Raw genomic sequence first — 25,673 nt, 5'->3', positions numbered from 1 at the left:
TGCCCCAGGCCGTGGAGATACCGACGGGTGGGGCCGCGCGCCCAGGTGCGCAGGCACGCCGGTGTGCGGTGGCGTTGCCCGGTGGGGCGGCGACGGTGCTGATCGCCGCTGCCGCGCTGGCCGCTGCCGCGGTGTTGCTCGCGTCGCCACCGGCCCGGGTAGGACCAGCCCCTGGCCACCGATCGGGGAGTCGACGGACACGCCGTGTCACCGGTGCGCTGGTGCGCTTGCTGTCCACGGTGGCGGCGGGGTTGCGGGCTGGGCGGTCCCCGCAGGAGGTGTGGTTGTCCACGGTGGGCCGTCCCGAACCCACCTTGGAGGCGGTGAGCGCCGCCGCCCCCGACCTGCCCGCCGCGATGGCGCAGCTGCCGCAGGTGATCGCCGCCTGCCGGGTCGCCACCGAGCTCGGTGCCCCGCTCGCGCCGGTGCTCGACCGGGCCATCGCCACCCTGGAAGCGGAGCAGGAGGCTGCCACTGAGGCCGCCGCGGCGCTGGCCGGACCCCGTCAGACGGTGCGTCTGCTGAGCTGGCTGCCGCTGTGGGGTGTGCTGCTGGGCATCCTGGTCGGTGCCTCCCCGGTGACAGTGCTGCTGGATGGCGGGGTCGGGTCGCTGTGTCTGCTCGGTGGCGCGGGTTGTGCGCTGGCCGGTCGCCGCTGGGTACGGGGGTTGGTGGCGGATGCGCGGGCGGCCGGGGAGCCGGGGTCGGGTGATGGGTGAACTCGCGGCGGCGCTGGTCCTGGTCGCGGTGCTGCTGTGGACCGGTGGGCCACGACGTTCGGTTCGTGTCGATGCTGCACCCGTCGACCAGACCGTGACCGTGGTCGATCCGGCGGCGGTACTCGACCTGATTGCCGTGGCGATCGAGTCCGGTGCGGATCTGCCCCGCGCGCTGGCGGTGGTCGGTGATGCGGTGGACGCCGTGGCGGGCGACCGACTGCGACGGGTGTCGGCGGGGCTGCTGCTGGGCGCGGAGTGGTCCGCGGCATGGGGCCAGGACCCGCCCCCAGCCGTCCGTCCGGTGATGGGCGCACTCGGCTCCGCGTGGACCACCGGGGCCTCGGCGGTGCCCGCGCTCCGGGCTGCGGCGGTGGAGGAACGGCAGCAGCGTCGGCGGCGCGCGCGGGAGGCCTCCTCCCGGCTGGGCGTGCGGCTGGTGGTGCCGCTGGGTGTGTGCTTCCTGCCCGCCTTCGTCCTGGTGGGGGTGGTGCCCGTGGTGATGTCACTGGTGGGGCGGCTCGGGTGACCCGCGGTTCGACTGTCCACAGGGACGGACACCCTCTGTCGGTCCCCAACCGTCGACGGCGGCACTGTGCGGGACGGCCCGCACCGGCGAGGGTCGATGTCGACCGGCAGGGTGCCGGAGCGGGGAGAGGAACAGATGTCGAACGAGCTGGTGGCGGTGGCGCAGGAGGAGCTGGCCGAGGTCGTCCCGGTGCGGGAGCCCGCCGGGGTGCAGCGGAGGGGACGCTGGCGTCGACGGCTCCGTCGTGGGGTGGCGGATGCCGGGATGGCGACCGCGGAGTACGCGGTGGTGCTGCTCGCCGCGGTCGGGTTCGCCGGGCTGTTGATTGTGATCCTGAGCTCCTCGGAGGTGCGCGAGATGCTCACCGGTCTGGTCCGCGACGCCCTGACGGTGTGAGCGAGCGTGCGGTGCCCACCGGCGACCGTGGCGCGGTGACCGCCGAGTTCGCCGTGCTGCTGCCGGTGGTCACGCTGTTGATCGCCGCCGTGTTGGTGATCGCCACCTGCACGTCGGCGCAGATGCGATGTGCGGACGCGGCACGTGCGGGGGCGCGCAGCGCAGCACTCGGGGAGTCGGACACGGTCGTGGTGGAGACGGCCGAACGTGTCGGCGGTGACGTGGTGGTGGCGGTGGCCCGGGGCGGGGAGTGGGTGCAGGTCGAGGTGCACCGGGAGCTGGGTCCGCGGTTGCCGGTGATTGGTGGGATCACGGTGCGAGGGGAGGCGACGGCATGGGTGGAGCCGTGAGGGTGCCCGACCCGGAGATCCACCCTCGGCGGCGTTCCGGGGGCTCGGATCGCGGCTCGGGTTCCGTGGTGGCCTTGCTGGTAGTCGCGGTGATCGGGGTGCTGATCGGATGGTTGGGGCTGCTCGCCCAGGCGCAGGTGGCCCGGGGCACGGCACAGGCTGCGGCGGACCTGGGGGCGCTCGCTGGGGCCACGGCGGCGCGGTCGGCTGATGACCCCTGCGCCCGCGCTGCCGAGGTGGTGCGGCGCAACCGGGCCGACCCCGGCAGCTGCGAGCTGGTGGGCGCGGGGCAGGTGCGGGTCAGTGCGTCGGTGCGCACCGTGATGGGCACTGCCACGGCGCAGGCCAGGGCCGGTCCGGCCAGCGCCCGGACCGGTGGGCCGTAGCGGTGAGCGAGCGGGCTTCAGGTGTGGGAGAGCACCGCGTCCAACAGCCGTACCGCCGCCGCCTTCTCCAACGGGTTGTTGCCGTTCCCACACTTGGGGGACTGCACACAGGCCGGGCAGCCGGTGCGACACGGGCAGGTCGCCACCGCATCCCGGGTGGCTCGCAGCCAGGTCGCCCCGAGGTCGAATCCGCGCTCGGCGAATCCCGCCCCACCCGGGTAGGCGTCGTGCACGAAGACCGTGGCCTGCTCGGTGTCGGCGTGCATCGCGGTGGACACCCCACCCAGGTCCCACCGGTCGCAGGTGGCCAGCAGCGGCAGCAGGCCGATGGAGGCGTGTTCGGCGGCGTGCAGGGCACCGGGAGCGAGTTCCTGGGTCACACCGGCGGCGGCCAACACCTCGGCCGGGGCGGTCCACCACACGCCGGTGGTGCGCAGGGTGCGGGCGGGCAGCTCCAACGTCTGGGAACCGAGCACCTGAAGGTCGGGGATGCGTTTGCGCTGGTAGCTCATCACCTGAGTGGTGACATCCACGACGCCGAAGCCCCAGGTGACTGGTCCCCAGCGCTGCTCCTGGGTGGTCTCCTGGATCTCCACGGTGGTCAGCCAGCGCGACCAGGTGCCGTAGTCCACATCGCGGCGCTCGGCCAAGGCGATGCCATCGGCCAGGTGCAGCTCCGAGACCACGTAGCTTGCGCCCTGGTGCACGTAGACCGCGCCCTCGTGCACAGTCGAGTCGGCGGAGGCGGCGTCCACCGTGCCGAGCAGCCGACCGGTGGCGGATTCCACCACCCGGACCGGGTCCCCGCCGGTGCCGCGCAGATCGGTGAGACGGGTCGCTTGCTCCGGGTGCGTCCAGTACCAGCCGGAGGGTCGACGACGCAGCGCCCCCTGGGCCACCAACACGTCCAACAGCTCCCGCGTGTGCGGGCCGAACAGGTCGAGCTCCTCGGCCCGGATCGGGGTCTCCGCTGCGGCGGCGCACAGGTGCGGGGCGAGCACGTACGGATTGCCCGGGTCGAAGACGGTCGCTTCCACAGGGGCGTCCAGCACAGCTTCCGGGTGGTGCACCACGTAGGTGTCCAGCGGGTCCTCCCGCGCCACCAGGATGACCAGGCCGTCCGCCCCGGCGCGTCCGGCCCGACCGGCCTGCTGCCAGAGCGACACCCGGGTGCCCGGCCATCCGGCGATCACCACCGCGTCGAGCCCGGAGATGTCCACGCCCAGTTCCAGCGCGTTGGTGGTGGCCAGGGCGCGCAGCCGTCCGGTGCGGATCGCGTCCTCCAGTTCGCGGCGCTCCTCCGGCAGGTAGCCGCCCCGGTAGGCCGCCACCGCTGCGGCCAGCTGGGGGTCGATGGGGCGCAGGTGTTCGCGGGTGACGGTGGCCACGGACTCGGCGGCGCGGCGGGAGCGGGTGAAGGCGAGGGACCGTGCACCGGCGGCGGTGAGGTCGGCGAGTAGGTCGGCGGTCTCGGCGGTGGCGGAGCGGCGGGGACGGTCGGTGTCCTCCGCGACGACGTCCTCACCGGTGCCGACCGGGCCGTGGGCGGAGCGGTCAGGGTCGGCAGGACCGGGGTCAGCCGGGACCGCCCCGGTCGCCGCATCCACCCGTCCGTGCACATCGCCATCCGCATCGCCGGCACTGTCCTCCCCACCCCGATCCACCTGCGGCGGAGTCGGTGCCAGCGGCAGTGCCCACGGGTCCTCCTCCGGCAGCAGGTCGGACCACGGTCCGGTCGCCCCGGGCAGCTCCGGCGGCTGCCACAGCGCGATCGTCTTGCGACCGGCGGGGGAAGCGTCCTCGTGCACCGAGTGCACCTGCTCCGGGTCGACGCTGATCAGTCGTCCGGCGCTCGCAGCCGGGTCGGCGGTGGTGGCGGAGGCCAGCAAGAACACCGGCTCCGCCCCGTACAGCCCGGCCAGTCGACGCAGCCGACGTAGCACGGCGGCGACATGCGCCCCGAACACGCCCCGGAACGCGTGGCACTCGTCCAACACCACGTAGCGCAGCGACCCGAGCAGCCGGGACCAGCGCCGGTGTTGTGGCAGCAGCGCGAAGTGCAGGAAGTCCGGGTTGGTCAGCACCACATCGGCGTGGTCCGCGATCCAGCGGCGTTCCTCCCGGGCGGTGTCGCCGTCGCAGGTGGCCACCCGCACGTCGGTGATCCCCCCAGCGCCCAGCACCCGGTCGACCGCCGACAGTTGGTCCGCCGCCAGCGCCTTGGTCGGGCAGAGGTACAGCACGGAGCCGCGGCGGCTGACGGTCTCGATGCGTCCGCGGTCGGCGGCGGACAGCTGCCGGTGGGCGCGGACCGCGGTGATCGACGGCAGCCAGAACGCCAGTGACTTACCGGAGCCGGTGGAGGTGGACAGCACCGTGTGGGTGCCGGACCAGGCGGCCTGTGCGGCATCGGCCTGGTGCTGCCAGGGTTCGGCAACGCCGAGCGTCTGGTACCCGGACACCAGCGCGGGGTCCGCCCACTGCGGCCACGGGGCGGTGCGGCCCTCCCGTCGGGGCAGCTCCCGCAGGTGGGTCAGTCGACCGTCGCGGCGTCCGTCGGCGAGCAGCCGGTCCAGGAGGGAACTCACGGCACCATCCTCACCCGTGGGGGCCAGTCGGGGGGTAGTGGCCCGGTCGTGAGCGTTCCGACACTCACGATGAGGTGCTTGAGTACCGCAGACTGAGTGCCCTGTCGTCTGTTTGAATGCTCCCAGCAGGGAGGGGGTGGGTACTCATGGATGTCACCGTGTCCAGCACGACGGTGAACGGCCGCACCGTCGTCGACGTCACCGGAGAGGTGGACGTCTACACCGCACCGGCTCTGCGCGAGCGCCTGAACGCCCTGGTCGACGTGGGGCGCACCGACCTGGTGGTCGACCTGATTCAGGTGCGGTTCATGGACTCCACCGGGCTCGGCCTGCTGGTCGGCGTGCTCAAGCGGGTGCGTGGCCTGGGCGGCCAGCTGCAACTGGTGATCGATGCCGAACGCCTGCTCAAGGTCTTCCGGATCACCTCCCTGGATCAGGTGTTCACGATCCGGGAGACCCGCGACGAGGCGTTGGCGGCGGCCAGCCTCACCGGGGACTGAACCGCACCACAGCGAAAAATCGCCATTCGTCCTACAGTGCTGATCTGCTCGGCAACGGGGCCGAGCTCGATCCGCGACAGCGGCAGCAGCCCGTCGCCGCGGCGCGAGGGGGAACGATGGTCGATCTCGGTCCGGGCAGTCTGGTCATCGTGTCGGTGGTCGCCGCCGTCGCGATTGCGGCGCTGGTGGTGGCCGTGGTGCTGCGACGTCAGGTGCTGGCGGCGGATGAGGGCACCCCCTCGATGCGGGAGATCGCCACCGCGGTGCAGGAGGGCGCGCAGGCCTACCTGTCCCGGCAGCTGCGCACCCTGAGTGTCTTTGCGGTGGTGGTGCTGGTGCTGCTGGCGATCCTGCCGGGGGATGCGGGTGTCCGGATCGGGCGGTGCGTGTTCTTCCTGCTCGGTGCGGCGTTCTCGGCCTCCATCGGCTACCTCGGGATGTGGCTGGCCACGCGGGCGAATGTCCGGGTGGCAGCCGCCGCGTCCCGTCCAGGCGGTCGTGCAGAGGGGGCACGGATCGCGCTGCGCACCGGCGGTGTGGTCGGGATGAGCGTGGTCGGGCTCGGACTGTTGGGTGCCGCGGCGGTGGTGCTGCTCTACCGGGGTGAGGCCCCGGCGGTGCTGGAGGGCTTCGGATTCGGGGCGGCGCTGCTCGCGATGTTCATGCGGGTCGGCGGCGGCATCTTCACCAAGGCCGCGGATGTCGGCGCTGACCTGGTGGGCAAGGTGGAGCAGCACATCCCGGAGGACGACCCGCGTAATGCTGCGACCATCGCGGACAACGTGGGGGACAACGTTGGCGACTGCGCGGGAATGGCGGCGGACCTCTTCGAGTCCTACGCGGTGACACTGGTGGCGGCGCTGATTCTCGGGCGGGCGGCCTTCGGGGAGTACGGCCTGGTGTTCCCGCTGGTGGTGACCGCCATCGGCGCGGTGGTCGCGGCCTTGGGGGTGGCCGTGACCCGGGTCCGCGGTGGCGAGAGCGGACTGACCGCGATCAACCGGGGCTTCGGCATCGCGGCGGTGGCCGGTGCGGTGCTGGCCGGGGTCGCGGCGTTGCTCTACCTGCCGTCCAGCTTCGCGGAGTTCGCCGGGACGGCGGGGTTGCAGGACCACCCGGGTGACCCGCGGTGGATCGCGGCCGGTGCGGTGCTGATCGGGGTGCTGCTCGCCGGGCTGATCCTGTGGGTGACCGGGTACTTCACCGGCACCACCTCCAAGCCGACCATCCATGTCGCCCGGACCACCCGCACCGGTGCGGCCACCGTGGTGCTGTCCGGGATCGGGGTCGGGTTCGAGTCCGCGGTCTACACCGCGGGGATCATCGCCGCGGCGATCTGTGGCGTGTTCCTGCTGGCGGGTGGGTCGATCGCCCTGTCGCTGTTCCTGGTCGCACTCGCCGGATGCGGGCTGCTGACCACGGTGGGGGTGATCGTCGCGATGGACACCTTCGGGCCGGTCAGTGACAACGCGCAGGGCATTGCGGAGATGTCCGGTGATGTCACTGAGGAGGGCGCGCAGATCCTCACCGACCTGGATGCGGTGGGCAACACCACCAAGGCGGTCACCAAGGGCATCGCGATCGCCACTGCGGTGTTGGCGGCGACCGCGCTCTTCGGCTCCTACGCGGATGCGGTGAGCACCGCTGTCGCCGGGCTGAGCTTGTCCGAGATCCCCGGCGACATCGTGCTGGCGATGACCGACTACCAGATCATCAGCCCGATCACTCTGGTGGGGGTGATCCTCGGCGCGGCCACCGTGTTCCTATTCAGTGGTCTGGCCATCGACGCGGTGACCCGGGCCGCGGGGGCCATCGTGCTGGAGGTGCGGCGCCAGTTCCGTGAGCTGCCGGGGATCATGACCGGAGAGCAGCGTCCGGAGTACGGCCGGGTGGTCGACATCTGCACCCGCGACTCGTTGCGTGAGCTGGCCACCCCTGGACTGTTGGCGGCCTCCGCACCCATCGCGGTCGGATTCGGGCTGGGTGTCGGTCCGTTGGCCGGGTTCCTGGCCGGGGCCATCGGTGCGGGGGTGCTGATGGCGGTGTTCCTGGCGAATGCCGGTGGCGCGTGGGACAACGCGAAGAAGCTGGTTGAGGACGGGCAGTTCGGCGGGAAGGGGTCGCCGGAGCATGAAGCGGCCGTGATCGGGGACACCGTCGGAGACCCGTTCAAGGACACTGCCGGACCGGCGATCAACCCGCTGATCAAGGTGATGAACCTGGTGGCGCTGCTGATCGCCCCGGCGGTGGTCACGGTGAGCATCGGCGACGACGCGAATCAGGCGCTGCGGCTGGGCATCGCACTGGTGGCCGCCGCGGTGGCCTTCGGGGCGGTGATCCTGTCCCGCCTGCGTGCGGCCCGGGTCGACACCGCCGCGGAGGTCACCGCCGATCCGTTGCCCCCGGTCGACTCGCGGGCCTGAGCGACAGTGCTCACCGCATGAGGCAGGCTGGCCCTATGCGCCTCGCTTCCGCCACCGCCTGCCTCGCCCTGCTTCTGCCGCTCGCCGCCTGCACCGGCGGAGGCGACGATGCCACCACCTTCTGCGAGCAGAGCGAGTCGACGCTGGCCGAGGTCGACGCTGCGGGGACGCTCGGTGACGACACCGCGGGGTTCGTCGACGCGGTGTCGGAGATCAGCGATGGCTTCACCCAGGCGGACCCGCCGTCCGAGATCGCCGACGATTGGCGGACGTTGGGCGGGGTGTTCGCGGATCTGGACGAGCAGTTGCAGGCCGTCGATCCCGAGGACCAGGACGCGGTCGCGGCGGCGCTGACCGGCTTCTCCGAGCAGGCCAACTCCACCTCGCTGGCCGACGCCTCGGACCGGGTGTCCCGCTACATCGCCGAGAACTGCACCGAGTGACCATGCGTCTGCACCTGATCCGGCACGGCCAGACCCCGTCCAACCTCATCCACGCCCTGGACACCGACGAGCCCGGTCCGGCGCTCACCGCCGAGGGCGAGCGTCAGGCGGCTGCGGTGGGGGCGGCGTTCGCCGGTCGACCACTCGATCTGGTCTACGCCTCCCCGCTCACCCGGACCCGGCAGACCGCCGCAGCCATCGCGGAGCCGCACGGTCTGGAGGTGCACATCCGGGCGGGCCTCCGGGAGATCCTGGCCGGTGAGCTGGAGATGCGCACCGATGACGAGTCCGTGACCCGGTACCTGGGCACGATGGTCCGGTGGGCGGCCGGTGACCTGGACCTGGTGCTGCCCGGCGGTGAATCGGGTCAGGCCACCTTGGACCGCTTCGATCAGGTGGTGTCCGAGGTCGCCGCGACCGGCGCGCAGGAGGTGGCGTTGGTCAGCCACGGCGCGATGATCCGGTTCTGGGCGATGGTGCGGGCTGACAACCTGGACGCGAGCACCGCCGCCGACCGCTGGTTGGACAACACCGGCGTGGTCAGCCTGATCGGCGCACCCGGCGGGTGGCAGGTCACCCAGTGGCAGGACGAGTTGGTGGCGCACACCTCCGCGACACCGGGCGACGGTCCGGGGGGACAACCCGCGCCGCAGCCGGTGCGCTGACCGTCCGGGCCTCGCATCCGGGAGGATGTCCCTGTGCGCCCCGACGATGCTCCCTTCGCAGCCGACCCCGCCCTGATCGACGCCCTGCGCGCCGACCTCACGGTGGCGGGGTTCACCGTCGACGGGGTGGAGGACCTGCTCGGCCCGATGGCCGCCGCCGCCCTGCACCGTGAGGAGCCGCTGCCTGCGCTGCGCGCCACTGTGAGCGACGGGCAAACCGAGGTAGCCGACCCCCGTGCTGCCCTGGTCCGCGCCTTCGTGCTCGGCGTCGACGTGCCCCGTAACCGGTTGGCCGCTGCGCTGCCCACCCTTGGCGTCGACGGGGCGGACCGGCTCAGGTTGGTCGCTGCCGCCGGGGCCGGACCGGAGGATGCGGTGCGCGCCCGGGTCGATCTGCGCCCGTACCAGGCGGCGGACGGTGCGGGCCGGGTGGACTGGTGGATCGCCTCCGACCTGGGCGAACTGGCCACCGGTGGTGCGCTGCGCACCGATCACGTGCTGGGCGTCGGCGGCGCGTCGACCACCCTGGCGCAGGTCACTGTCCGCGATCACCGGGCGCGCACCCTCGACCTGGGCACCGGCTGCGGCATTCAGGCCTTGCACGCCACCCGGCACAGCGGCCAGGTGGTGGCGACAGACATCTCAGCCCGGGCGCTGGACTTCGCGCGGTTCAACGCCGCGCTCGCCGGGACACAGCTGGATCTACGGCTGGGGTCGATGCTGGAACCGGCGGCGGGGGAGCGATTCGACCTGGTGGTCTCCAACCCGCCGTTCGTGATCACCCCGCGCGGCCGGGACGATGTGCCGCAGTACGAGTACCGGGACGGCGGTCGCGCCGGCGACGCCATCGTGCGGGAGCTGATCACCGGGGTGGGCGACGTGCTCGCACCCGGCGGGGTGGCGCAGCTGCTCGGCAACTGGGAGATCCGTCGCGGTGAGGACTGGCGCGAGCGGGTGGGCGAGTGGTTGGTCGAGTCTGGACTGGACGGCTGGGTGATCCAGCGCGAGGTGCAGGACCCGGCGCAGTACGCGGAGACCTGGATCCGGGACGGCGGCACCTCTCCGGATCGTGATCCGGTTGGCTGGCGGGAACGGTACGGCGCCTGGTTGGACGACTTCGCGGGGCGGGATGTCGAGGGGATCGGCTTTGGCATCGTCGTCCTGCACCGGCCAACCGGCGACCGCCCGCAGTGGCACCGACTGGAGGAGATCACCGGCACGGTGCGGCAGCCGCTCGGTCCGGTGATCGCCGATGCGCTGGGTGCTCAGGACCGGCAACTGGCCCTCGATGACGCGGCGTTGGCCGACCTGCACCTGCGGGTGGCACCGGATGTCACCGAGGAGCGCTACCTGCGGCCGGGCGCGGTCGACCCGCAGATCGTGTTGCTGCGCCAAGGCGGCGGCTTCGGGCGGACGGTGCAGGTCGGCACGGCGCTGGCCGGGTTCGTGGGTGCCTGCGACGGGGAACTGTCGGTCGGGCAGATCGTGGGGGCGCTGGGTGCGCTGCTCGGCGTGGGGGCCGATGCGGTGGCGGCGCAGGTGCTGCCCGAGGTGCGAGGGTTGCTCGCCGATGGGCTGCTGCTGGGCTGAGCCCCGGTCAGGCGCGGCTCATCAGCAGCAGGGAGGGACGCGCACCGGCGGTGACCAGCCACACGTGGGTGCCATCTGGGTCGACCAGGATGCCCTGCGCGCCTGGCACGGCGACCGTCTGCTTCCACTCCCAGGTGTCGCGGTCGAGCACCTGCACTGATCCGCCGTCGAGTCCGGGCACCGCGATCAGGATGCTGCCGGTGACCGGATCGACATCGACGGCCGACGCCCCCGTGACCGGCCAGGATGCCAGGGCTGCTCCGGTGTCGGCCTGCACCCGGTCGAGGCTGGTGGCGGTCACGATCAGGGCGGTGCCGTCGTCCAGGGTCAGCACCTGGCGGATGCCGGTGCCCGTCCAGGTGTGCAGCACCGCGCCGGTGGCCGGGTCCAGCACCCAGACGGCGGTGCCGTCCGCGGCGGTGGCGTGCAGGACACTGCCGTCCTCGGTCAGGGTGCCGACTGCGCCGGGCAGGGACCGGGTGCCGCTGACGGTCGGGTTACCGGTCAGGTCGAGCACGGTCAGTGTGCTGCTCCCGACCTCGGTGGCCCAGGCGGTGCGGCCGTCTGCGCTGACCGTGAGGGTGTCGGGGACCGTCGACATCGGTACGGTCGACGTCACCGTGAAGGTGTCCGGGTCGACGATCGCCACCGCGGATGCGCCGCCACCGGTGAGACCGACCAGGAGTCGTCCAGTGGCCGGGTCGACGGCCAACGCCCCGGGCGTCGAGGCAGCAGGGCCGTAGAAGTGCAGCCGAGGCGGACTCCGCCATGTGTCCACGTCGACGGCAACCACGGTGTCACTCTCCGGGCGGGTGGAGTAGACCCGCCGTCGCTCGGCATCCAGCACCACATCCGCGGTCGGATCGAGCAGGCTCCAGGTGACCGCCGGGGTCAGGTACCGGGTCTCGATCGGCACCCCCGGCACCGCCGGCACAGCGGGGTCGCCGGGTGCGACCGGGGTGGTCGTCGTCGGGCCGGTCGTCGCCGGGGCGGTGTCCAGCTCCACCCCGGCGATGGCCTCGGCCCAGGCCGCTGCGACCTGGGTGAAGGCGGGCGGCACCGGGTTGTCCGGGGTGGTGGACCCGGGGGTGTCGGGGGTGGTGCGGTCGACAGTCGTGGCCTGGCGGGTGGCGGCAGTGGTCGGGCCGGTTCCCTGGTCGGAGGGGGCGAGCAGGAGCGCGCCGAGCACCAGCAGGCCGACGAGCAGCGCGCCGCAGGGCAGAGCGCGGGCGGCCCACCGCGCCCCCATGGACGTCCAGAACGGTGTCCGGCGTCGGGTGGTGCCACGTCGGCGGGCGGAGGCCGTCGCCCGCGGCTCGGAGATGTCGGTCACCGGCAGCACGGTCATCCCGACTAGCAGCGGCAGCAGCAGCACCGGGAGGCGGGAGTTCTCCTCCCGCATCGACTCCAGCAGCAGGGTGCAACTGACACAGCCGTCCAGGTGGCGTTCCAGCCGGGAGTGCACGGAGCGGGACAGCCGACCGCGGATCAGCGCGGGCATCAGCTCGGCGGCGGCCCGGCACTCTTCGGGCAGCTGATCGGCGTCGGCCATCGTCTGGAGCCACCGGTGACGCAGACCCTCGCGGGCCCGATAGGTCAGGGCGGCGGTGGCATTTGGCGACAGCCCCAGCTCGGTGCCCAGATCGGAGGCGGTGCGGCCCTCCACCTCCACCGCCCACAGCACCGTGCGCCAGTTCTCCGGCAGTGCGCGGAACGCGGTGAGTAGGTGGTGGCGGTCGGCCTGGGCGGCGACGACCTGGTCCGCGGCGGGGGCCACCGGGTCCAGTTCGGGCGGCTCGGGCAGGTGACGGTGCGCGTGAGCCGCGGTCATCTGGTCGACCAGGAACAGCTCCACCGACACCGGGAGTGCGCTCCCCGCCTGCACCATCGCGGTCAGGTCGGCGAATGCCTCCTGCAGCAGGTCTTCCGCGTCCTGGTCGCCGGTGATCGCGCGCGCAGTGGCCAGCATCGCGTCGTGGTGCCGGTGCCACAGGTCGGCGAGGGTCGCGTCGTCCTGGCCGAGATGGCGCAGGGGATCGCGATCGATTCCACCGGGGGCAGACATGCGGTACCTCGGGACGCTGACGGAGGAGATTCCACCGGGCTGACAGCCGGGGGAGGGCTGCCGTGACCGTACGCGTCGACTGCTGCGATGTTCACCCCCCAGGGCAGGATGCAGTGCCCATTCGACGACATCTGAGTGATCAAGGGCCGCGACCGGGGGTCACTTCCGACCTGTCTGAGCAGCGTTGCCGTCGGCCCGGACGGTGCCGCGACCAGCTCGGTCGCTCCCACAGGTCGGGCACAGCGTCGTGCTACGGCGGACCCAGCGGCGGTTCCTAGCGTGCCGGTCATCGAGCTCGCCGGATCGTCCTCGCGGTGCTCGCCGGATCGTCGTGAGGGAGAACATGCTGTCGCTGTGGAGGCGGACCCGCCCCTGGGTGCGGGTCGTGAGTCTGGTGGTGCTGGTCGGTGTGGCCGGGACGGGGGTGTACTGGTTCGGCCTGCGTGAGGACACCGCATCCGCCGCTGACACCTCGACCACCACCGCGGTCACCGCGAGCACCACCACCTTCGAGCAGTCGGTGTCCGCCACCGGCACGGTGACCCCCGCGGTGCAGGAGGAGGTGTCCTTCGCGGTCTCCGGCACGGTCACCTCGGTGGATGTCGCGGTGGGGGACACCGTCACTGCCGGGCAGCAGCTGGCCACTGTCGACACCCTGCAACTCAACGCTGACCTGCTCGCCGCCAAGGCTGATCTGGTCAGCGCCCAGGCGAGTCTGAGCAACGCCCAGGCGGAGGCGGACGGCACGGACAGCTCGGATGCGCAGATCGCCGCGGCGGCCGCGCAGGTGGAGGTGGCCCAGTCCGCCTACGACGATGCCGAATCCGACATGGCAGCGGCCACCCTAACCGCGCCGGTGGCCGGACTGGTGACGACGGTTGACGTGGCGGTGGGTGACGCCGTGACCGGATCGGGGTCCACCTCGACCGGCGGCGCGGAGGGTGCGATGGGCACCGGTGTTACCGGGACGACCACCACCAGCACCGCGCAGTTCGTCATCATCGGCACCGACGCCTGGACCGTCGACGTCAGTGTTGATGAGACGGATGTCGCGTCGATCAGCGTCGACGACCAGGTGGAGATGACCGGCGACTCGCTGGACGACACCCTCTACGGCACTGTCGCGGAGATCGGCCTGGTCTCCACCAGCACCACCGGTGTGGCCGCGTACCCGGTGTCGATCTCGGTCACCGGCTCCCCGGAGGGACTACGCGACGGCACCTCGGTCACCGCGGAGATCATCTACCAGCGGCGGACCGGCGTCCTGGCCGTGCCCAGCGCGGCGGTGACCACGGTCGACGGTGAGTCCGTCGTCACCCAGGAGGGCGCGGGCGGCGAGCAGACCACCACCGTCGTCACCGTCGGGGAGACCTCCGGCACGATGGTCGAGATCACCGAGGGTCTGACCGAGGGCGACACGGTGCTGGTCACCACCTTCACCCCCGGGGCTGGGTCGGGCGACGACTCCGACAGCCAGCAGGGCCAGGTGCCCGGCGGCGGCGAGCTGCCGGACTTCGGCTCCGGTGAGATGCCCGACTTCTCCGGCGGCATGCCCGGCGGCGGTCCGATGGGTGGCGTCAATGGCTGAGCTGCTGCTGGACGCCGACACCGCCGAACGTGGCACCCCCGACGGTCCGGTCATCGATCTGGCGGGTGCCCGCAAGACCTACCGTTCCGGCGCGATCGAGTTCGAGGCGCTGCGCGGGATCGACCTGAGGATCGGCACCGGGGAGTACGTGGCGATCATGGGGCCCTCCGGCTCCGGCAAATCCACCCTGATGAACATCATCGGCTGCCTGGACGTGCTCACCGCGGGCACCTATCAGCTGGCGGGTGAGGACGTCGGTGACCTGGACGAGGTTGACCTGGCCGAGGTCCGTAATCGTCGACTGGGCTTCGTCTTCCAGCAGTTCCATTTGCTGCCGGCGCTGTCCGCCTGGCGCAATGTGGAACTCCCGCTGATCTACCGGAACCTCCCGGCCCCGGAGCGTCGGGAGCGGGCCGTCTCCGCGCTGGAACGGGTCGGGCTGGGCGACCGCTTGGACAACCGCCCCGGTGAACTCTCCGGCGGTCAGCAGCAGCGGGTGGCAGTGGCCCGGGCGTTGGTCGGTGAGCCCGCGCTGATCCTGGCCGACGAGCCCACCGGCAACCTGGACTCGGTCTCCACCGAGGACGTGCTGGCGCTGTTCGACGAGCTGCACGCGCACGGCCGCACCATCGTTTTGATCACCCATGAGCTGGAGGTCGCCCAGCGGGCCCGACGGATCGTGTTCGTCAGGGACGGCCTGGTCCAGTCCGATGAGGTGAATCCGCGATGAGCTGGTCCGAGACCCTCCGCACCAGCTGGTCCGCGGTGCGCGGGCACACGCTGCGCTCGCTGCTCACCGTGCTGGGCATCCTGATCGGGATCGCCGCAGTGATCCTCACCGTCGGACTGGGGCTGGGCACCCAGAAGGACGTCAGTGAGCAGATCAGCTCCCTGGGCTCCAATCTGCTGATCGTCACTCCCGGGTCGAGCACCGACGCCGACGGCATGCGCGGCGGCTTCGGCACCGCGTCCACCCTCACCCGCTCAGATGCGCAGGCGTTGGCCTCCTCGGTGAACGCCCCCGATGTCGGCGCGGTCGCCCCGGAGAAGGAGACATCGACCTCCGTCGAGGCCAATGACACCAACTGGACCACCACCGTGGTCGGCAGCACCGTCGACTGGCTGGAGGTGCGCTCGCGGTCGATGACCTCCGGGGAGTTCTTCACCACCGAGGACGACGACTCCGGCGCGCTGGTCGCCGTGATCGGCCAGACCACCGCCACCGAGCTCTTCGGCACCACGAATGTGGTCGGCCAGAGCCTGACCATCGCCGACATCGACTTCCAGATCATCGGGGTGCTCGACGCCGCCGGGTCCAGCACCGACTCCGACCTGGACGACATCGTGGTGGTGCCGCTCACTACCGCCGCCAACACCGTCTCCGGTGGGCTGGACCGCAACGCGCTGAGCACCATCTACGTGCAGGCGGCCTCCGCCGATCAGCTCTCCGCCGCATACCAGGAGTCGCAGACTCTGCTGCTCAATCTGCACGGCATCACCGACGCCGACTCCGCGGACTTCACCATCGACTCCCAGGACTCGCTGGTCAGCACCGCCACCTCGGTCTACCAGACCCTGACCGTCCTGCTCACCGGCATCGCAGCGCTGTCCTTGCTGGTCGGCGGGATCGGGGTCATGAACATCATGCTGGTGTCGGTCACCGAGCGGACCCGGGAGATCGGCCTGCGCAAGGCTCTCGGGGCCCCGCCCTGGGCGATCCGGCGGCAGTTCCTGGTCGAGGCCGCCGTGCTCGGCCTCGCCGGTGGTCTGCTCGGCGCGGTGCTCGGGATCGTCGGTGCCTACGCCCTCCCCTCGGTGCTGGGCACCTCCATCGTCGTCTCCGGTGCGGCGGTCGGCGGCTCGGTCGCCGTGGCCATCGCCATCGGGATCGTCTTCGGGGTCTACCCCGCCACCCGCGCGGCCAAGCTCGCGCCCATCGACGCCCTGCGGTCGCAGTGACCGCGCCATCTGTGAGGAGAACCATGTCCATCCCCCGTACCCGCGCCCTGCTCGCACTGCCCGCCGTTTTGGTCCTGTTGGCCGCGTGCTCCTCGGGCTCCGACACCACGACCAGCTCCGATGACACCGCCAGCGCCCCGCCGGCCCAGGACGGTCAGCTGCCCCAGGGCGGCGGGGGTGTCTCCGGTGAGATCGCCGCGGTCTCGGACGCGCTGATGCAGGTGCAGGGCGACGACGGGCAGACCGCCGTCACCTGGGACGACAGCACCACCATCACCCAGACCGTCTCCGCCGCGCTCACAGATGTCACCGTGGGCGTGTGCGTCTCCGCGACGGTCGGCGACGACGACATCGCCACCAGCATCGTGATCAGCCAGCCCGTGGACGGATCCTGTGTCGGCGGATTCGGTGGCGGCGGGGGCGGACTCCGGCAGGGGGAGGTGCCGAGTGGGATGCCCACCGACCTGCCCGAGGGTGAGGCCCCAGAGGGCATGCCCACCGACCGGCCCGACGGCGCGGCGGGCGGCGGCTTCGGCCAGTTCACCACCGGACTGGTCACCGCCGTCGACGGCAGCACGATCACCGTGGACGCGGTGTCGATGGGCGAGCCCGGCGACGAGGCGACCGAGCCGACCACCGAGTCCACCGCGCTCACCGTCGGTGACGCCACCACGTACACCACCAGCGTCGACGCCGATGCCACCGCGATCACCGTCGGCCGCTGTGTGCAGGCCCAGGGCGAGCAGGACGACTCCGGACAGATGTCCGCCAGCACCCTCATGCTCTCCGACGCCACCGACGGCAGCTGCACCACCGGATTCGGCGGCGGACGCCCGCAGGGTGGTGGCTCCGATGCGTGACCTGCTGCGCCGACACCGCCCGGGCCGTTCCGCATCCCGCCGTCGGGTGTCACGCCGTCGACGCCTGATCACCGGCGGGGTGGCCGGTGCGCTGGTGCTCTGCCTGCTCGGCGGCGGAGTCGCCCTCGCCACCCGCTCGGGCAGCACCGGCTACCGCACCGCGGTCGCCACCGTCGACGGCGTGGACCAGACCATCGACACCACCGGCACCGTCGCATCCAGCACCCGCCTGGACCGGGCATTCTCCGTCGCCGGGACGGTCGGCAGCGTGAACGTCGCGGTCGGGGACACGGTGACCGCCGGGCAGGTGCTCGCCTCCTTGGACGCGACCTCATTGCAGGAGGCCGTGGACGACGCCGAGCAGGCAGTGGTCGACGCGGAGCAGCGGTTGCAGGACGACAAGGACTCGCAGACCTTCGGGTCGTCGACGGGTTCCACCACGACGAGCACCGGCGGGACGGGCGGGTCGAGCACGGCAGGAGACGGTGGCTCCGGCGGGGTGCCGACCGAGTCCGCGCCAACCGATGCGTCCACCCCCACCGACCAGGGCCCGTCGACCGACCAGAGCCCGTCGACTGGCCAGGGCGGCACCGGCGCGGGGGTCGGCTCCTCCGGCGGGTCCGGCACGGGGCAGGTCGACCCCGCGCTCACCGAGGCCGTCGCTGCGGTCACCGCCGCGCAGCAGACCCTGCTCGACCAGTACCAGAACGCGCAGGCGGCGCTCGCGGCATCGAGCACGGCGGTGAGTGAATCGGCGACCATCTGCGAGCCGTTCCTCAGCGCCACCGCTGACACCGGGACTGATGCGGGCTCGTCCACCGGCTTGGGCACGGGCACTGACCCGGACACCGGGGACACCGGCGCGGGTACGGGTACCGGCTCCGGCCCTGGCACGGGTACTGGCTCGGGCACCGGGGGCACCGACACGAGCGGTGCCGGTGCCACCGAGGACGACGCCCAGAGCACCGCCGCCACCGAGGCAGTGGTCGTCCCGAGTGCGTACCTCAGCACCTCGACCGCGGCGTCCACGACCAGCACCGCGGATAGCCTGGCGGCATGCCAGGAGGCGATCACCACCGTCCTGACCGCGCAGACCACCGCGGACGAGGCGCAGCAGGCGTTGACCGCCGCGGCGGATGCGCTGAACTCGGCGGTCTCGGCCGCGCAGGAGGCGTTCACCGCCGCCGCCGCGACCGCCTCAAGCGGCTCTGACGCGGGGTCGACGGGCTCCAGTTCGACGGGCTCCGGGTCGACTGGCTCCAGCGGGACCGGCTCCGGCGCATCCGGCTCTGGTGCCTCCGACTCCGGCACGACGGATTCCGGTGCGTCCGGGTCCAGCTCGACCGGTTCCGCCGTGTCTGGTTCTGGCCCGACCGGCTCCACGGGTGCCTCGGGGGCGTCCCCCTCGGGCAGCTCCGGCAGCGGCACCGACACCGGTGCCGCCGGGGGTTCCACCACCGCCACCGCAGCGGACCTGCTCGCCGACCAGGCCGCCATCGACCAGGCGGAAGCAGAGCTGGCCCTGGCGCAGAGCAAACTCGCCCTGGTCGACCTGACCAGCCCGGTGAATGGCACCGTCGCGGCGGTCTCCCTCGCCGCCGGGGATGAGGTGACCGCCTCCTCGGCCACCGCGGTGATCACGATCATCGGCGACGACGGCTACACGGTCTCCACCACTGTCTCGCTCAGTCAGGTGGATCTGGTGGAGGTGGGCCAGTCCGCCACCCTCTCCGTGACCGCGGTCGACGGGGACTTCACCGGCACGGTCAGCTCCATCGGTCTGCTGAACTCCTCGACCACCTCCGAGCCCGCCTACACGGTGGACATCGCCGTCGACGACCCAGACCTGACCCTGTTCAACGGGTCCTCCGCGCAGGTGTCCATTGCGGTCGCCGCCTCGCAGGACACTCTGACGGTGCCGTCCTCCGCCGTGCATCTGGACGGGAGCACGGCCACGGTCCAGGTGCTGCGCGACGGTGCGGTGCAGGACGTTGAGGTCGAACGCGGTGCGGTCGGCTCCGAACTGACCGAGATCACCGAGGGGCTGTCTGAGGGTGAGGAGGTGGTGCTGGCGGACCTCAGCCAGACCCTGTCCACCGGCAGCGACGAGGAATCGACCGGGCTGACCGGTCTGGGCGGCAGCTCCTCCGACTCCGACTTCGGCTCCGGCGGATTTACCCCGCCGGACGGGGGAGCGTTCCCCGGTGGGCAGCTGCCCGAGGGCTTCGGGGGGTAGCGACCGCCGGTCCCGGAACGGGCGGCCATCGGCCCGTCGTTCCGCACGAGCTGCCGTGCCCGGTGCGCCGTCCCCACGCACCGGGCATGGCATCGTCGCGCGCCGGGCCGTCGCGCAGCGGACTAGGCTCCGCCAGGTCGGACCGCAGCCACCGGAAGGCCCTCACCATGACCCAGACCACCACCGGACAGCCCCGCGTCGCCGTGCTCGGCGGGGGTGTGATGGGGGAGGCCCTGGTCTCGGCCCTGCTCACGGCGGGCTGGGATATGGACGATGTGGCGGTCACCGAGCGCAGTGCCCTTCGGGCCAATGAGCTGTCCAGCCGCTACGGCGTGCGCTCCGCCGACCCGAACCCCAAGGCGGTCCGCTCTGCCGGTCTGGTGCTGATCTCGGTCAAGCCGCAGGTAGTGCCCGACGTGCTGGCCGAGATCGCCGATGCGCTCGCCCCTGGCACCCTGGTGGTGTCGGTCGCAGCCGGTGTGCCGCTGGCCGTCTACGAGCAGGCGTTGCCCGAGGGCACCCCGGTGGTCCGCGTCATGCCGAACACCCCCGCGCTGGTCGGCAAGGGTGCCTCGGCCATCGCCCCCGGACAGCACGCCACCGATGACCACCTGGCCCTGGTTGAGCGCGCTTTGGCCGCCACCGGTCTGATCGTCCGTGTGCAGGAGAAGGACCTGGATGCGGTGACCGCGATCTCCGGTTCTGGACCGGCGTACGCCTTCTATCTGATCGATGCGATGGCCGAGGCGGGTGTGCTGCTCGGACTCACTCGCGACCTGGCCACCCAGCTCGCGGTCGCCACCGTTGAGGGCTCCGCGGCCCTGGCCGCCCAGACCGGTGACCATCCGGTCGTGCTCCGGGAGCGGGTGTCCTCGCCGGGTGGGACGACGGTCGCCGGTGTCGCGCAGCTCGACGCGCACGGCGTCCGCGCCGGGATCGTGGCTGCCGCCCGCGCCGCCCATGATCGCTCCCGTGAGCTGGGTGAGGCCACCCGACCGGCGACACCCCCCGCCCAGCCGACCCCCGAGCCTGTGGACGCCAGCGCCGACCCCGCCCAGTCGACCCCCGACCCCGCGGACCTCAGCGCTGACCCCGCCCGCCAGGCCGACCACTGACCACGATGACCGATCACCCGCGCCCCCCGGCGATGAGCGACGTCGCCGCCCGCGCCGGGGTGTCGCACCAGACCGTCTCCCGGGTGCTCAACGACCACCCGAGCGTCCGGCCCGAGACCCGCGACCGCGTGCTGGCGGCTATCGCCGAGCTGGGATACCGCCGCAACAGTGCCGCCCGAGCGCTGGTCACCCGGCGCTCCGGCGCGTTCGGGGTGCTCACCTCCGCCACCGGTCATCACGGCCCGGCCAGCACCCTGCTCGGTGTCGAGCGCGCCGCCCGTGAGGTCGGCTACTACGTGAGCGTCGCGGCCGTCGACCGGTTCGAGCCCGACACCCTGCACGCCGCACTCGACCACTTCATGGATCAGGGCGTAGAAGGCGTGGTGATCATCGCGCCGCAGGTCGACGTGGCCGAGGCGGTCACTGCCTTCGCCGCCCCGGTGCCGACGGTGATGGTGACCTCCGGTGGCAGCCTGAGCCCCGCGACTTCGCGCCTGGTCAGTGTCGGCGTCGACCAACGTGCGGGTGCCCGCGATCTGGCCCGCCACCTGATCGACCTCGGGCACCGGGAGATCGTGCACCTGGCCGGTCCGCAGGACTGGTTCGACGCCCGCGACCGCCTGACCGGTTGGCAGGACGAGTGCCGCGCCGCCGGTCTCACCCCGCCGGACCCGATCCGGTGCGACTGGTCCGCCGAGTCCGGTTACCGCGCAGCCCAGCGCCTGATCGCCGACGGGTTGCCCACCGCGATCCTTGCCGCCAACGACCAACTGGCCCTCGGTGTGCTGCGCGCCTGCTGGGAGCACGGGATTGACGTGCCCGGTCGCCTGTCGGTCACCGGATTCGACGACGAGGTCGGCGCGGGGTTCTACACCCCGCCGTTGACCACCGTCCGCCAGGACTTCGCCGCCCTCGGCCGCGCCGCCGTCGCCGCCCTGGTCGACGCGCTCGCGGGCAACCCGACGCCCGACCTCGCGCTCCCGGCCACCGTCGTCCTCCGCGCCAGCACCGCCCCGCCCCGCGCCTGACCTGCCCGGCATGCCCCGCCCCGTGCCGGGCACGCCCCCCGCGTCCGACCTGCCCCGCGCACGCCTGCCGCATCGAGACTACGGAAATCGACCTTCGCGCCCCCTCCCAGCGTCGATTTCCGTAGTCTCGGTGGCCCCCTCCGAGGGTCCGTGCTCAACTCTGCGCGTGGTTCGGCAGCAGGTCACCCCGAGCCCTCGACGCAGCAGGATGTGAGCGTTAACATCACCTGTGGCCGCCGATGTCCGTCAGCGGCCGCTGCCCGTCGTCGCATCCGGCGCGGGGATCGACTGCACGGAGGGATCGGCGATGGCGCAGGACACCACTTGGCTGGGCATCGAGCTCGGCTCCACCCGGATCAAGGCCTGCCTGATCGGTGCCGATCACACCCCGCTGGCCACGGGGTCGCACGCGTGGGAGAACCAGTTCGTCGACCGGCTGTGGACCTACTCCCTCGACGATGTCTGGACCGGACTGCGCGCCGCCGTCGCCGACCTGCTCTCCGACGCCGCGGACAAGAACGTGCCGGTCACCGGCATCTCCGGCCTCGGAGTCTCCGCGATGATGCACGGCTACCTTGCCTTCGACGCCGAAGGTCAGCTGCTCGTGCCCTTCCGCACCTGGCGCAACACCAACACTGGCCGCGCGGCCACGGAGCTGACCGGGCTCTTCGGCACCAACATCCCGCTGCGCTGGTCCATCGCCCACCTGCATCAGGCTGTTCTGGACGACGAACCGCATGTTCCGCAGATCGACTTCGTCACCACCCTCGCGGGCTACGTGCACTGGCAGCTCACCGGTCGCAAGGTGCTCGGGGTCGGCGACGCCTCCGGGATGTTCCCCATCGACCCGTCGACCCATGACTACGACGCCCGCATGGTCGCGGCTTACCCCGGCGCGGATGTCACCGCCCTGTTCCCGCAGGTGCTGGTCGCCGGACAGGACGCCGGCACCCTCACCGCCGAGGGAGCGGCGCTGCTCGACCCCACCGGCACGCTGACCCCCGGCACCCCGCTGGCCCCGCCGGAGGGTGACGCGGGAACCGGCATGGTCGCGACCAACTCCGTCGCCCCGCGCACCGGCAATGTCAGTGCCGGGACCAGCATCTTCGCCATGGTCGTGCTGGAGCAGCCGTTGACCGAGGTGCATCACGAGCTGGACCTGGTGACGACGCCCGCCGGTGACCTGGTGGCGATGGTGCACTGCAACAACGGTGCCTCCGAGCTCGGTGCCTGGGCGCAGGTCTTCGGGCAGTTCGCCGCCGCCACCGGTCACCGGTTGGAACCGGATGAGGTCTACGCCGCGCTGTTCCGCGCCGCCCTTGACGGTGAGCCGGACGGCGGTGGCCTGATCGCCTACAACCACCTGTCCGGGGAGCCGATCGCCGACCTGTCCGAGGGTCGACCGATGATCGTCCGCACCCCGGACAGCACCCTGAACCTGGCGAACTTCGCCCGGACCCAGATCGCCGGGGTCTTCGGCACGCTCAGCCTCGGCATGCAGGTGCTCGCCGGGGAGGGCGTCGCCATCGACACGATGTTCGCCCACGGTGGCCTGTTCCGCACCGCCGGGGTGGCGCAACGGTTGCTCGCCGCCGCCATCGACGCCCCGGTCGCCGTCGGGGAGACCGCTGGAGAGGGCGGTGCCTGGGGGATCGCCGTCCTGGCCGCCTACCAGGGCCAGGGTCGGGGCACCTCCCTCGACGACTACCTCACCCACCAGGTGTTCGGCGACGCGCGACTCGACATCGCCGACCCCGATCCCGCCGATGTCGCGGGCTACGCCACCTACCTCGACCGCTACCGCGCGGGGCTCGCCGCCGAACGCGCCGCCGTCGACGCACTCTGACCAGCGCCCGCCCCGACGCGCTCTGACCCCCCGCCCGACTTCGGACGCTCCGCCCCGAAGCCGGCAGCCGCGCTCCCGACCTCAGGGCCGAACCCCCGAATTCGACACCCCAAAGCCCCACCACCGGAGGACCCATGCCGCTGACCGACTATCCCGAGCACGTCCGCGAGGCCGTCGCCGCCACCCGTGAGGTCGTCGCCCGCCTGCACGCCGAGCTGCCCCGCTGGGGTCTGATCGTCTGGACCGCGGGCAACGTCTCCCAGCGGGTGCAGGTCGACCCGTCCGGCCCGTCTGAGGGCGACCTGCTGGTGATCAAGCCCTCCGGCGTCACCTACGACGAGCTGACCCCCGAGTCGATGGTGGTCTGCGACCTGGACGGCACCCTGATCGACGGTGACCGCAGCCCGTCCAGCGACACCGCCGCGCACGCCTACGTCTACCGGCACATGCCCGAGGTCGGCGGCGTCGTGCACACCCACTCCACCTACGCCACCGCCTGGGCCGCCCGCGCCGAGCCAGTGCCCTGCGTGCTGACGATGATGGCCGACGAGTTCGGTGGCCCCATCCCCATCGGCCCCTTCGCGCTGATCGGCGACGACTCCATCGGCCGGGGCATCGTCGACACCCTGCGCGAGTCCCGCAGCCCGGCGGTGCTGATGCAGAACCACGGCCCGTTCACCATCGGCAAGGACGCCAAGGCCGCGGTGAAGGCCGCCGTCATGGTCGAGGAGGTCGCCCGCACCGTGCACATCTCCCGCCAGCTCGGCAACCCGCTGCCCATTCCCCAGGACAAGGTCGACTCGCTGTTCGACCGCTACCAGAACGTCTACGGCCGCTAAGGAGCGACACCCATGAGCAAGCCCTACTCCGAGCGCGAGATCTGGTTCTTCACCGGCTCGCAGGACCTCTACGGTGAGGACACTCTGCGCCAGGTCGCCGAGCAGTCCCAGACCGTCGCCCGCACCCTCGACGACTCCGATGCCGTCCCCGCGCGCATTGTCTGGAAGCCGGTGCTCAAGGACTCCGCCAGCATCCGCCGCGCGATGTTGGACGCGAACTCTGACGACCGGGTGCTGGGCGTCATCACCTGGATGCACACCTTCAGCCCGGCCAAGATGTGGATCGCCGGTCTGGATGCGCTGCGCAAGCCGCTGCTGCACCTGCACACCCAGGCCGGTGTCGAGCTGCCCTGGGACAGCATCGACATGGACTTCATGAACCTGAACCAGGCCGCGCACGGTGACCGTGAGTACGCGTACATCGCCACTCGGCTCGGCACCCCGCGCACCACCGTCGTCGGCCACGCCAGCAACCCCGCCGTCGCGCAGCGGGTCGGCACCTGGGCGCGTGCGGCCGCGGGCTGGGCCGCCACCCACGAGCTGAAGCTGGCCCGGTTCGGGGACAACATGCGCAATGTCGCCGTCACCGAGGGCGACAAGACCGAGGCCGAGCTGCGATTCGGTGTCTCGGTCAACACCTGGGGCGTCAACGACCTGGTCGCTGCGGTGGACGCCGTCGCCGACGCGGATGTGGACCGCACCGTCGCCGAGTACGAGGACCTCTATGACGTGGTGCCCGAGCTGAGCCGCGGTGGTGACCGGCACGACTCCCTGCGCTATGCCGCCCGCCAGGAGGTCGCACTGGAGACCCTGCTGACCTCACTGGGTGCCAAGGCCTTCACCACCAACTTCGAGGATCTGGGCGGGCTGCGTCAGCTGCCCGGCATCGCGGTGCAGCGCCTGATGTCCAAGGGCTACGGCTTCGGTGCCGAGGGTGACTGGAAGACCGCCGTCCTGGTCCGCGCCGCCAAGGTGATGGGTGAAGGCCTGCCCGGTGGTGCCTCGCTGATGGAGGACTACACCTACGACCTGACCCCGGGGCAGGAGAAGATCCTCGGCGCGCACATGCTCGAGGTCTGCCCGTCCCTGACCACCAGCACCCCCAAGGTCGAGATCCACCCGCTCGGCATCGGCGGCAAGGAGGACCCGGTGCGGATGGTCTTCGACGCCGACCCGGGTGAGGGCGTCGTCGTCTCGATGGCCGACATGCGCGACCGGTTCCGTCTGACCGCGAATGTCGTGGACATCGTGCCGCCGTCGCAGCCGCTGCCGAATCTCCCGGTCGCCCGCGCGGTGTGGGAGCCCCGCCCGGACTTCGCCACCTCCGCCGAGGCCTGGCTGACCGCGGGCGGCGCCCACCACACCGTGATGTCCACCGCCGCCGGGATCGAGGCCTTCGAGATCTTCGCCGACATCGCCGGCACCGAGTTGTTGGTGATCGACGAGCACACCACCCGGCGTGGATTCCGTGACCAGGTGCGCTGGAACCAGGTCTACTACCGGATGGCCCAGGGCCTCTGACACCCGATCCACGACGCCCGTCCCTCCGCG

22 protein-coding genes are annotated in these 25,673 nt (G+C 71.9%); 20 read left to right on the top strand and 2 right to left on the bottom strand.

All coding sequences use genetic code 11. From position 1 onward, the window contains the following. The first annotated feature begins 11 nt into the window (after positions 1 to 11). The 5 genes from AB0N78_RS10820 (at position 12) to AB0N78_RS10800 (ending at position 2,377) form a co-directional block, all read left to right on the top strand. On the top strand, positions 12 to 719 hold the full coding sequence (locus AB0N78_RS10820) for a hypothetical protein (RefSeq protein WP_363389638.1): 708 nt from the start codon (positions 12 to 14) through the stop codon (positions 717 to 719). After that, positions 712 to 1,245, top strand: a complete 534-nt coding sequence (locus tag AB0N78_RS10815; protein WP_363389635.1) for a type II secretion system F family protein — start codon at positions 712 to 714, stop codon at positions 1,243 to 1,245. The genes AB0N78_RS10820 and AB0N78_RS10815 overlap by 8 nt, the downstream gene beginning before the upstream one ends. A 135-nt stretch (positions 1,246 to 1,380) precedes the next feature. Continuing rightward, a complete protein-coding gene (locus tag AB0N78_RS10810; RefSeq protein WP_363389632.1) occupies positions 1,381 to 1,641 on the top strand; it encodes a DUF4244 domain-containing protein in 261 nt (86 codons plus the stop codon). After that, complete coding sequence (locus AB0N78_RS10805; RefSeq protein WP_363389629.1) at positions 1,638 to 1,991, top strand: TadE family type IV pilus minor pilin; 354 nt, start codon at positions 1,638 to 1,640, stop codon at positions 1,989 to 1,991. Before AB0N78_RS10810 ends, AB0N78_RS10805 begins: the two co-directional genes overlap by 4 nt. After that, positions 1,988 to 2,377, top strand: a complete 390-nt coding sequence (locus tag AB0N78_RS10800) for an Rv3654c family TadE-like protein (protein WP_363389626.1) — start codon at positions 1,988 to 1,990, stop codon at positions 2,375 to 2,377. The genes AB0N78_RS10805 and AB0N78_RS10800 overlap by 4 nt, the downstream gene beginning before the upstream one ends. Positions 2,378 to 2,394: 17 nt before the next feature. On the opposite strand, the gene AB0N78_RS10795 is transcribed toward AB0N78_RS10800, so the two are convergent. Beyond that, positions 2,395 to 4,965, bottom strand: coding sequence for a DEAD/DEAH box helicase (locus AB0N78_RS10795; RefSeq protein WP_363389623.1), 2,571 nt, complete (start codon positions 4,963 to 4,965; stop codon positions 2,395 to 2,397). A gap of 146 nt (positions 4,966 to 5,111) precedes the next feature. Here AB0N78_RS10795 and AB0N78_RS10790 point away from each other — a divergent pair, with 146 nt between their 5' ends. The 5 genes from AB0N78_RS10790 (at position 5,112) to AB0N78_RS10770 (ending at position 10,586) form a co-directional block, all read left to right on the top strand. Continuing rightward, on the top strand, positions 5,112 to 5,465 hold the full coding sequence (locus AB0N78_RS10790) for an STAS domain-containing protein (RefSeq protein WP_363389620.1): 354 nt from the start codon (positions 5,112 to 5,114) through the stop codon (positions 5,463 to 5,465). Positions 5,466 to 5,581: 116 nt separating this feature from the next. Continuing rightward, positions 5,582 to 7,888, top strand: a complete 2,307-nt coding sequence (locus AB0N78_RS10785; protein WP_363389617.1) for a sodium-translocating pyrophosphatase — start codon at positions 5,582 to 5,584, stop codon at positions 7,886 to 7,888. Positions 7,889 to 7,923: 35 nt separating this feature from the next. After that, positions 7,924 to 8,331 (top strand): hypothetical protein, encoded by a 408-nt coding sequence (locus AB0N78_RS10780; protein WP_363389614.1) that lies wholly within the window; start codon positions 7,924 to 7,926, stop codon positions 8,329 to 8,331. 2 nt (positions 8,332 to 8,333) lie between these two features. Further along, a complete protein-coding gene (locus AB0N78_RS10775) occupies positions 8,334 to 8,996 on the top strand; it encodes a histidine phosphatase family protein (protein WP_363389611.1) in 663 nt (220 codons plus the stop codon). Positions 8,997 to 9,029: 33 nt separating this feature from the next. After that, complete coding sequence (locus AB0N78_RS10770) at positions 9,030 to 10,586, top strand: methyltransferase (protein WP_363389608.1); 1,557 nt, start codon at positions 9,030 to 9,032, stop codon at positions 10,584 to 10,586. A 7-nt stretch (positions 10,587 to 10,593) separates the two neighbouring features. Here the strand turns inward: AB0N78_RS10770 and AB0N78_RS10765 are convergent, their stop codons facing one another. Then, complete coding sequence (locus AB0N78_RS10765) at positions 10,594 to 12,651, bottom strand: zf-HC2 domain-containing protein (RefSeq protein ID WP_363389605.1); 2,058 nt, start codon at positions 12,649 to 12,651, stop codon at positions 10,594 to 10,596. A 385-nt stretch (positions 12,652 to 13,036) separates the two neighbouring features. On the opposite strand from AB0N78_RS10765, the gene AB0N78_RS10760 reads away from it, so the two are divergent. From AB0N78_RS10760 to araA, 10 genes are all read left to right on the top strand, one after another. Further along, complete coding sequence (locus AB0N78_RS10760; protein ID WP_363389602.1) at positions 13,037 to 14,239, top strand: HlyD family efflux transporter periplasmic adaptor subunit; 1,203 nt, start codon at positions 13,037 to 13,039, stop codon at positions 14,237 to 14,239. Then, positions 14,232 to 14,969, top strand: coding sequence for an ABC transporter ATP-binding protein (locus AB0N78_RS10755; protein ID WP_363389599.1), 738 nt, complete (start codon positions 14,232 to 14,234; stop codon positions 14,967 to 14,969). The genes AB0N78_RS10760 and AB0N78_RS10755 overlap by 8 nt, the downstream gene beginning before the upstream one ends. Further along, positions 14,966 to 16,198: an ABC transporter permease gene (locus AB0N78_RS10750; protein ID WP_363389596.1), complete on the top strand. Its 1,233-nt coding sequence runs from the start codon at positions 14,966 to 14,968 to the stop codon at positions 16,196 to 16,198. The genes AB0N78_RS10755 and AB0N78_RS10750 overlap by 4 nt, the downstream gene beginning before the upstream one ends. 23 nt (positions 16,199 to 16,221) lie before the next feature. Next, complete coding sequence (locus AB0N78_RS10745; RefSeq protein ID WP_363389593.1) at positions 16,222 to 17,058, top strand: hypothetical protein; 837 nt, start codon at positions 16,222 to 16,224, stop codon at positions 17,056 to 17,058. Then, the gene (locus tag AB0N78_RS10740; protein ID WP_363389590.1) at positions 17,051 to 19,294 is read left to right on the top strand and encodes an HlyD family efflux transporter periplasmic adaptor subunit; all 2,244 of its coding nucleotides are present in this window, start codon (positions 17,051 to 17,053) and stop codon (positions 19,292 to 19,294) included. Before AB0N78_RS10745 ends, AB0N78_RS10740 begins: the two co-directional genes overlap by 8 nt. A gap of 167 nt (positions 19,295 to 19,461) precedes the next feature. After that, on the top strand, positions 19,462 to 20,409 hold the full coding sequence (proC, locus tag AB0N78_RS10735; RefSeq protein ID WP_363389587.1) for a pyrroline-5-carboxylate reductase: 948 nt from the start codon (positions 19,462 to 19,464) through the stop codon (positions 20,407 to 20,409). A gap of 32 nt (positions 20,410 to 20,441) precedes the next feature. After that, positions 20,442 to 21,437, top strand: a complete 996-nt coding sequence (locus AB0N78_RS10730) for a LacI family DNA-binding transcriptional regulator (protein ID WP_363389584.1) — start codon at positions 20,442 to 20,444, stop codon at positions 21,435 to 21,437. 307 nt (positions 21,438 to 21,744) lie between these two features. After that, positions 21,745 to 23,283, top strand: a complete 1,539-nt coding sequence (locus AB0N78_RS10725; protein WP_363389581.1) for an FGGY-family carbohydrate kinase — start codon at positions 21,745 to 21,747, stop codon at positions 23,281 to 23,283. Positions 23,284 to 23,417: 134 nt separating this feature from the next. Beyond that, the gene (locus tag AB0N78_RS10720) at positions 23,418 to 24,122 is read left to right on the top strand and encodes an L-ribulose-5-phosphate 4-epimerase (RefSeq protein WP_363389579.1); all 705 of its coding nucleotides are present in this window, start codon (positions 23,418 to 23,420) and stop codon (positions 24,120 to 24,122) included. A 12-nt stretch (positions 24,123 to 24,134) separates the two neighbouring features. Then, entirely contained in the window at positions 24,135 to 25,643 is a 1,509-nt protein-coding gene (araA, locus tag AB0N78_RS10715; RefSeq protein ID WP_363389576.1) for an L-arabinose isomerase, read from the top strand. The last annotated feature ends 30 nt before the right edge of the window (positions 25,644 to 25,673 follow it).

It is taken from the genome of Cellulomonas sp. NPDC089187 (genome assembly GCF_040685135.1).
Classification (GTDB): Bacteria; Actinomycetota; Actinomycetes; order Actinomycetales; family Cellulomonadaceae; genus Cellulomonas.
This window is presented reverse-complemented; position numbering and strand designations above follow the sequence as displayed.

Excerpts from the sequence above, each read along its gene's own strand:
- AB0N78_RS10810 (WP_363389632.1), top strand. The coding sequence starts at position 1,381 with ATGTCGAACGAGCTGGTGGCGGTGGCGCAGGAGGAGCTGGCCGAGGTC.
- AB0N78_RS10745 (WP_363389593.1), top strand. The coding sequence starts at position 16,222 with ATGTCCATCCCCCGTACCCGCGCCCTGCTCGCACTGCCCGCCGTTTTG.
- AB0N78_RS10720 (WP_363389579.1), top strand. The coding sequence starts at position 23,418 with ATGCCGCTGACCGACTATCCCGAGCACGTCCGCGAGGCCGTCGCCGCC.
- AB0N78_RS10750 (WP_363389596.1), top strand. The coding sequence starts at position 14,966 with ATGAGCTGGTCCGAGACCCTCCGCACCAGCTGGTCCGCGGTGCGCGGG.
- AB0N78_RS10785 (WP_363389617.1), top strand. The coding sequence starts at position 5,582 with ATGGTCGATCTCGGTCCGGGCAGTCTGGTCATCGTGTCGGTGGTCGCC.
- AB0N78_RS10790 (WP_363389620.1), top strand. The coding sequence starts at position 5,112 with ATGGATGTCACCGTGTCCAGCACGACGGTGAACGGCCGCACCGTCGTC.
- AB0N78_RS10740 (WP_363389590.1), top strand. The coding sequence starts at position 17,051 with ATGCGTGACCTGCTGCGCCGACACCGCCCGGGCCGTTCCGCATCCCGC.
- proC (WP_363389587.1), top strand. The coding sequence starts at position 19,462 with ATGACCCAGACCACCACCGGACAGCCCCGCGTCGCCGTGCTCGGCGGG.
- AB0N78_RS10815 (WP_363389635.1), top strand. The coding sequence starts at position 712 with ATGGGTGAACTCGCGGCGGCGCTGGTCCTGGTCGCGGTGCTGCTGTGG.
- AB0N78_RS10755 (WP_363389599.1), top strand. The coding sequence starts at position 14,232 with ATGGCTGAGCTGCTGCTGGACGCCGACACCGCCGAACGTGGCACCCCC.
- araA (WP_363389576.1), top strand. The coding sequence starts at position 24,135 with ATGAGCAAGCCCTACTCCGAGCGCGAGATCTGGTTCTTCACCGGCTCG.
- AB0N78_RS10780 (WP_363389614.1), top strand. The coding sequence starts at position 7,924 with ATGCGCCTCGCTTCCGCCACCGCCTGCCTCGCCCTGCTTCTGCCGCTC.
- AB0N78_RS10765 (WP_363389605.1), bottom strand. The coding sequence starts at position 12,651 with ATGTCTGCCCCCGGTGGAATCGATCGCGATCCCCTGCGCCATCTCGGC.
- AB0N78_RS10725 (WP_363389581.1), top strand. The coding sequence starts at position 21,745 with ATGGCGCAGGACACCACTTGGCTGGGCATCGAGCTCGGCTCCACCCGG.
- AB0N78_RS10730 (WP_363389584.1), top strand. The coding sequence starts at position 20,442 with ATGAGCGACGTCGCCGCCCGCGCCGGGGTGTCGCACCAGACCGTCTCC.
- AB0N78_RS10775 (WP_363389611.1), top strand. The coding sequence starts at position 8,334 with ATGCGTCTGCACCTGATCCGGCACGGCCAGACCCCGTCCAACCTCATC.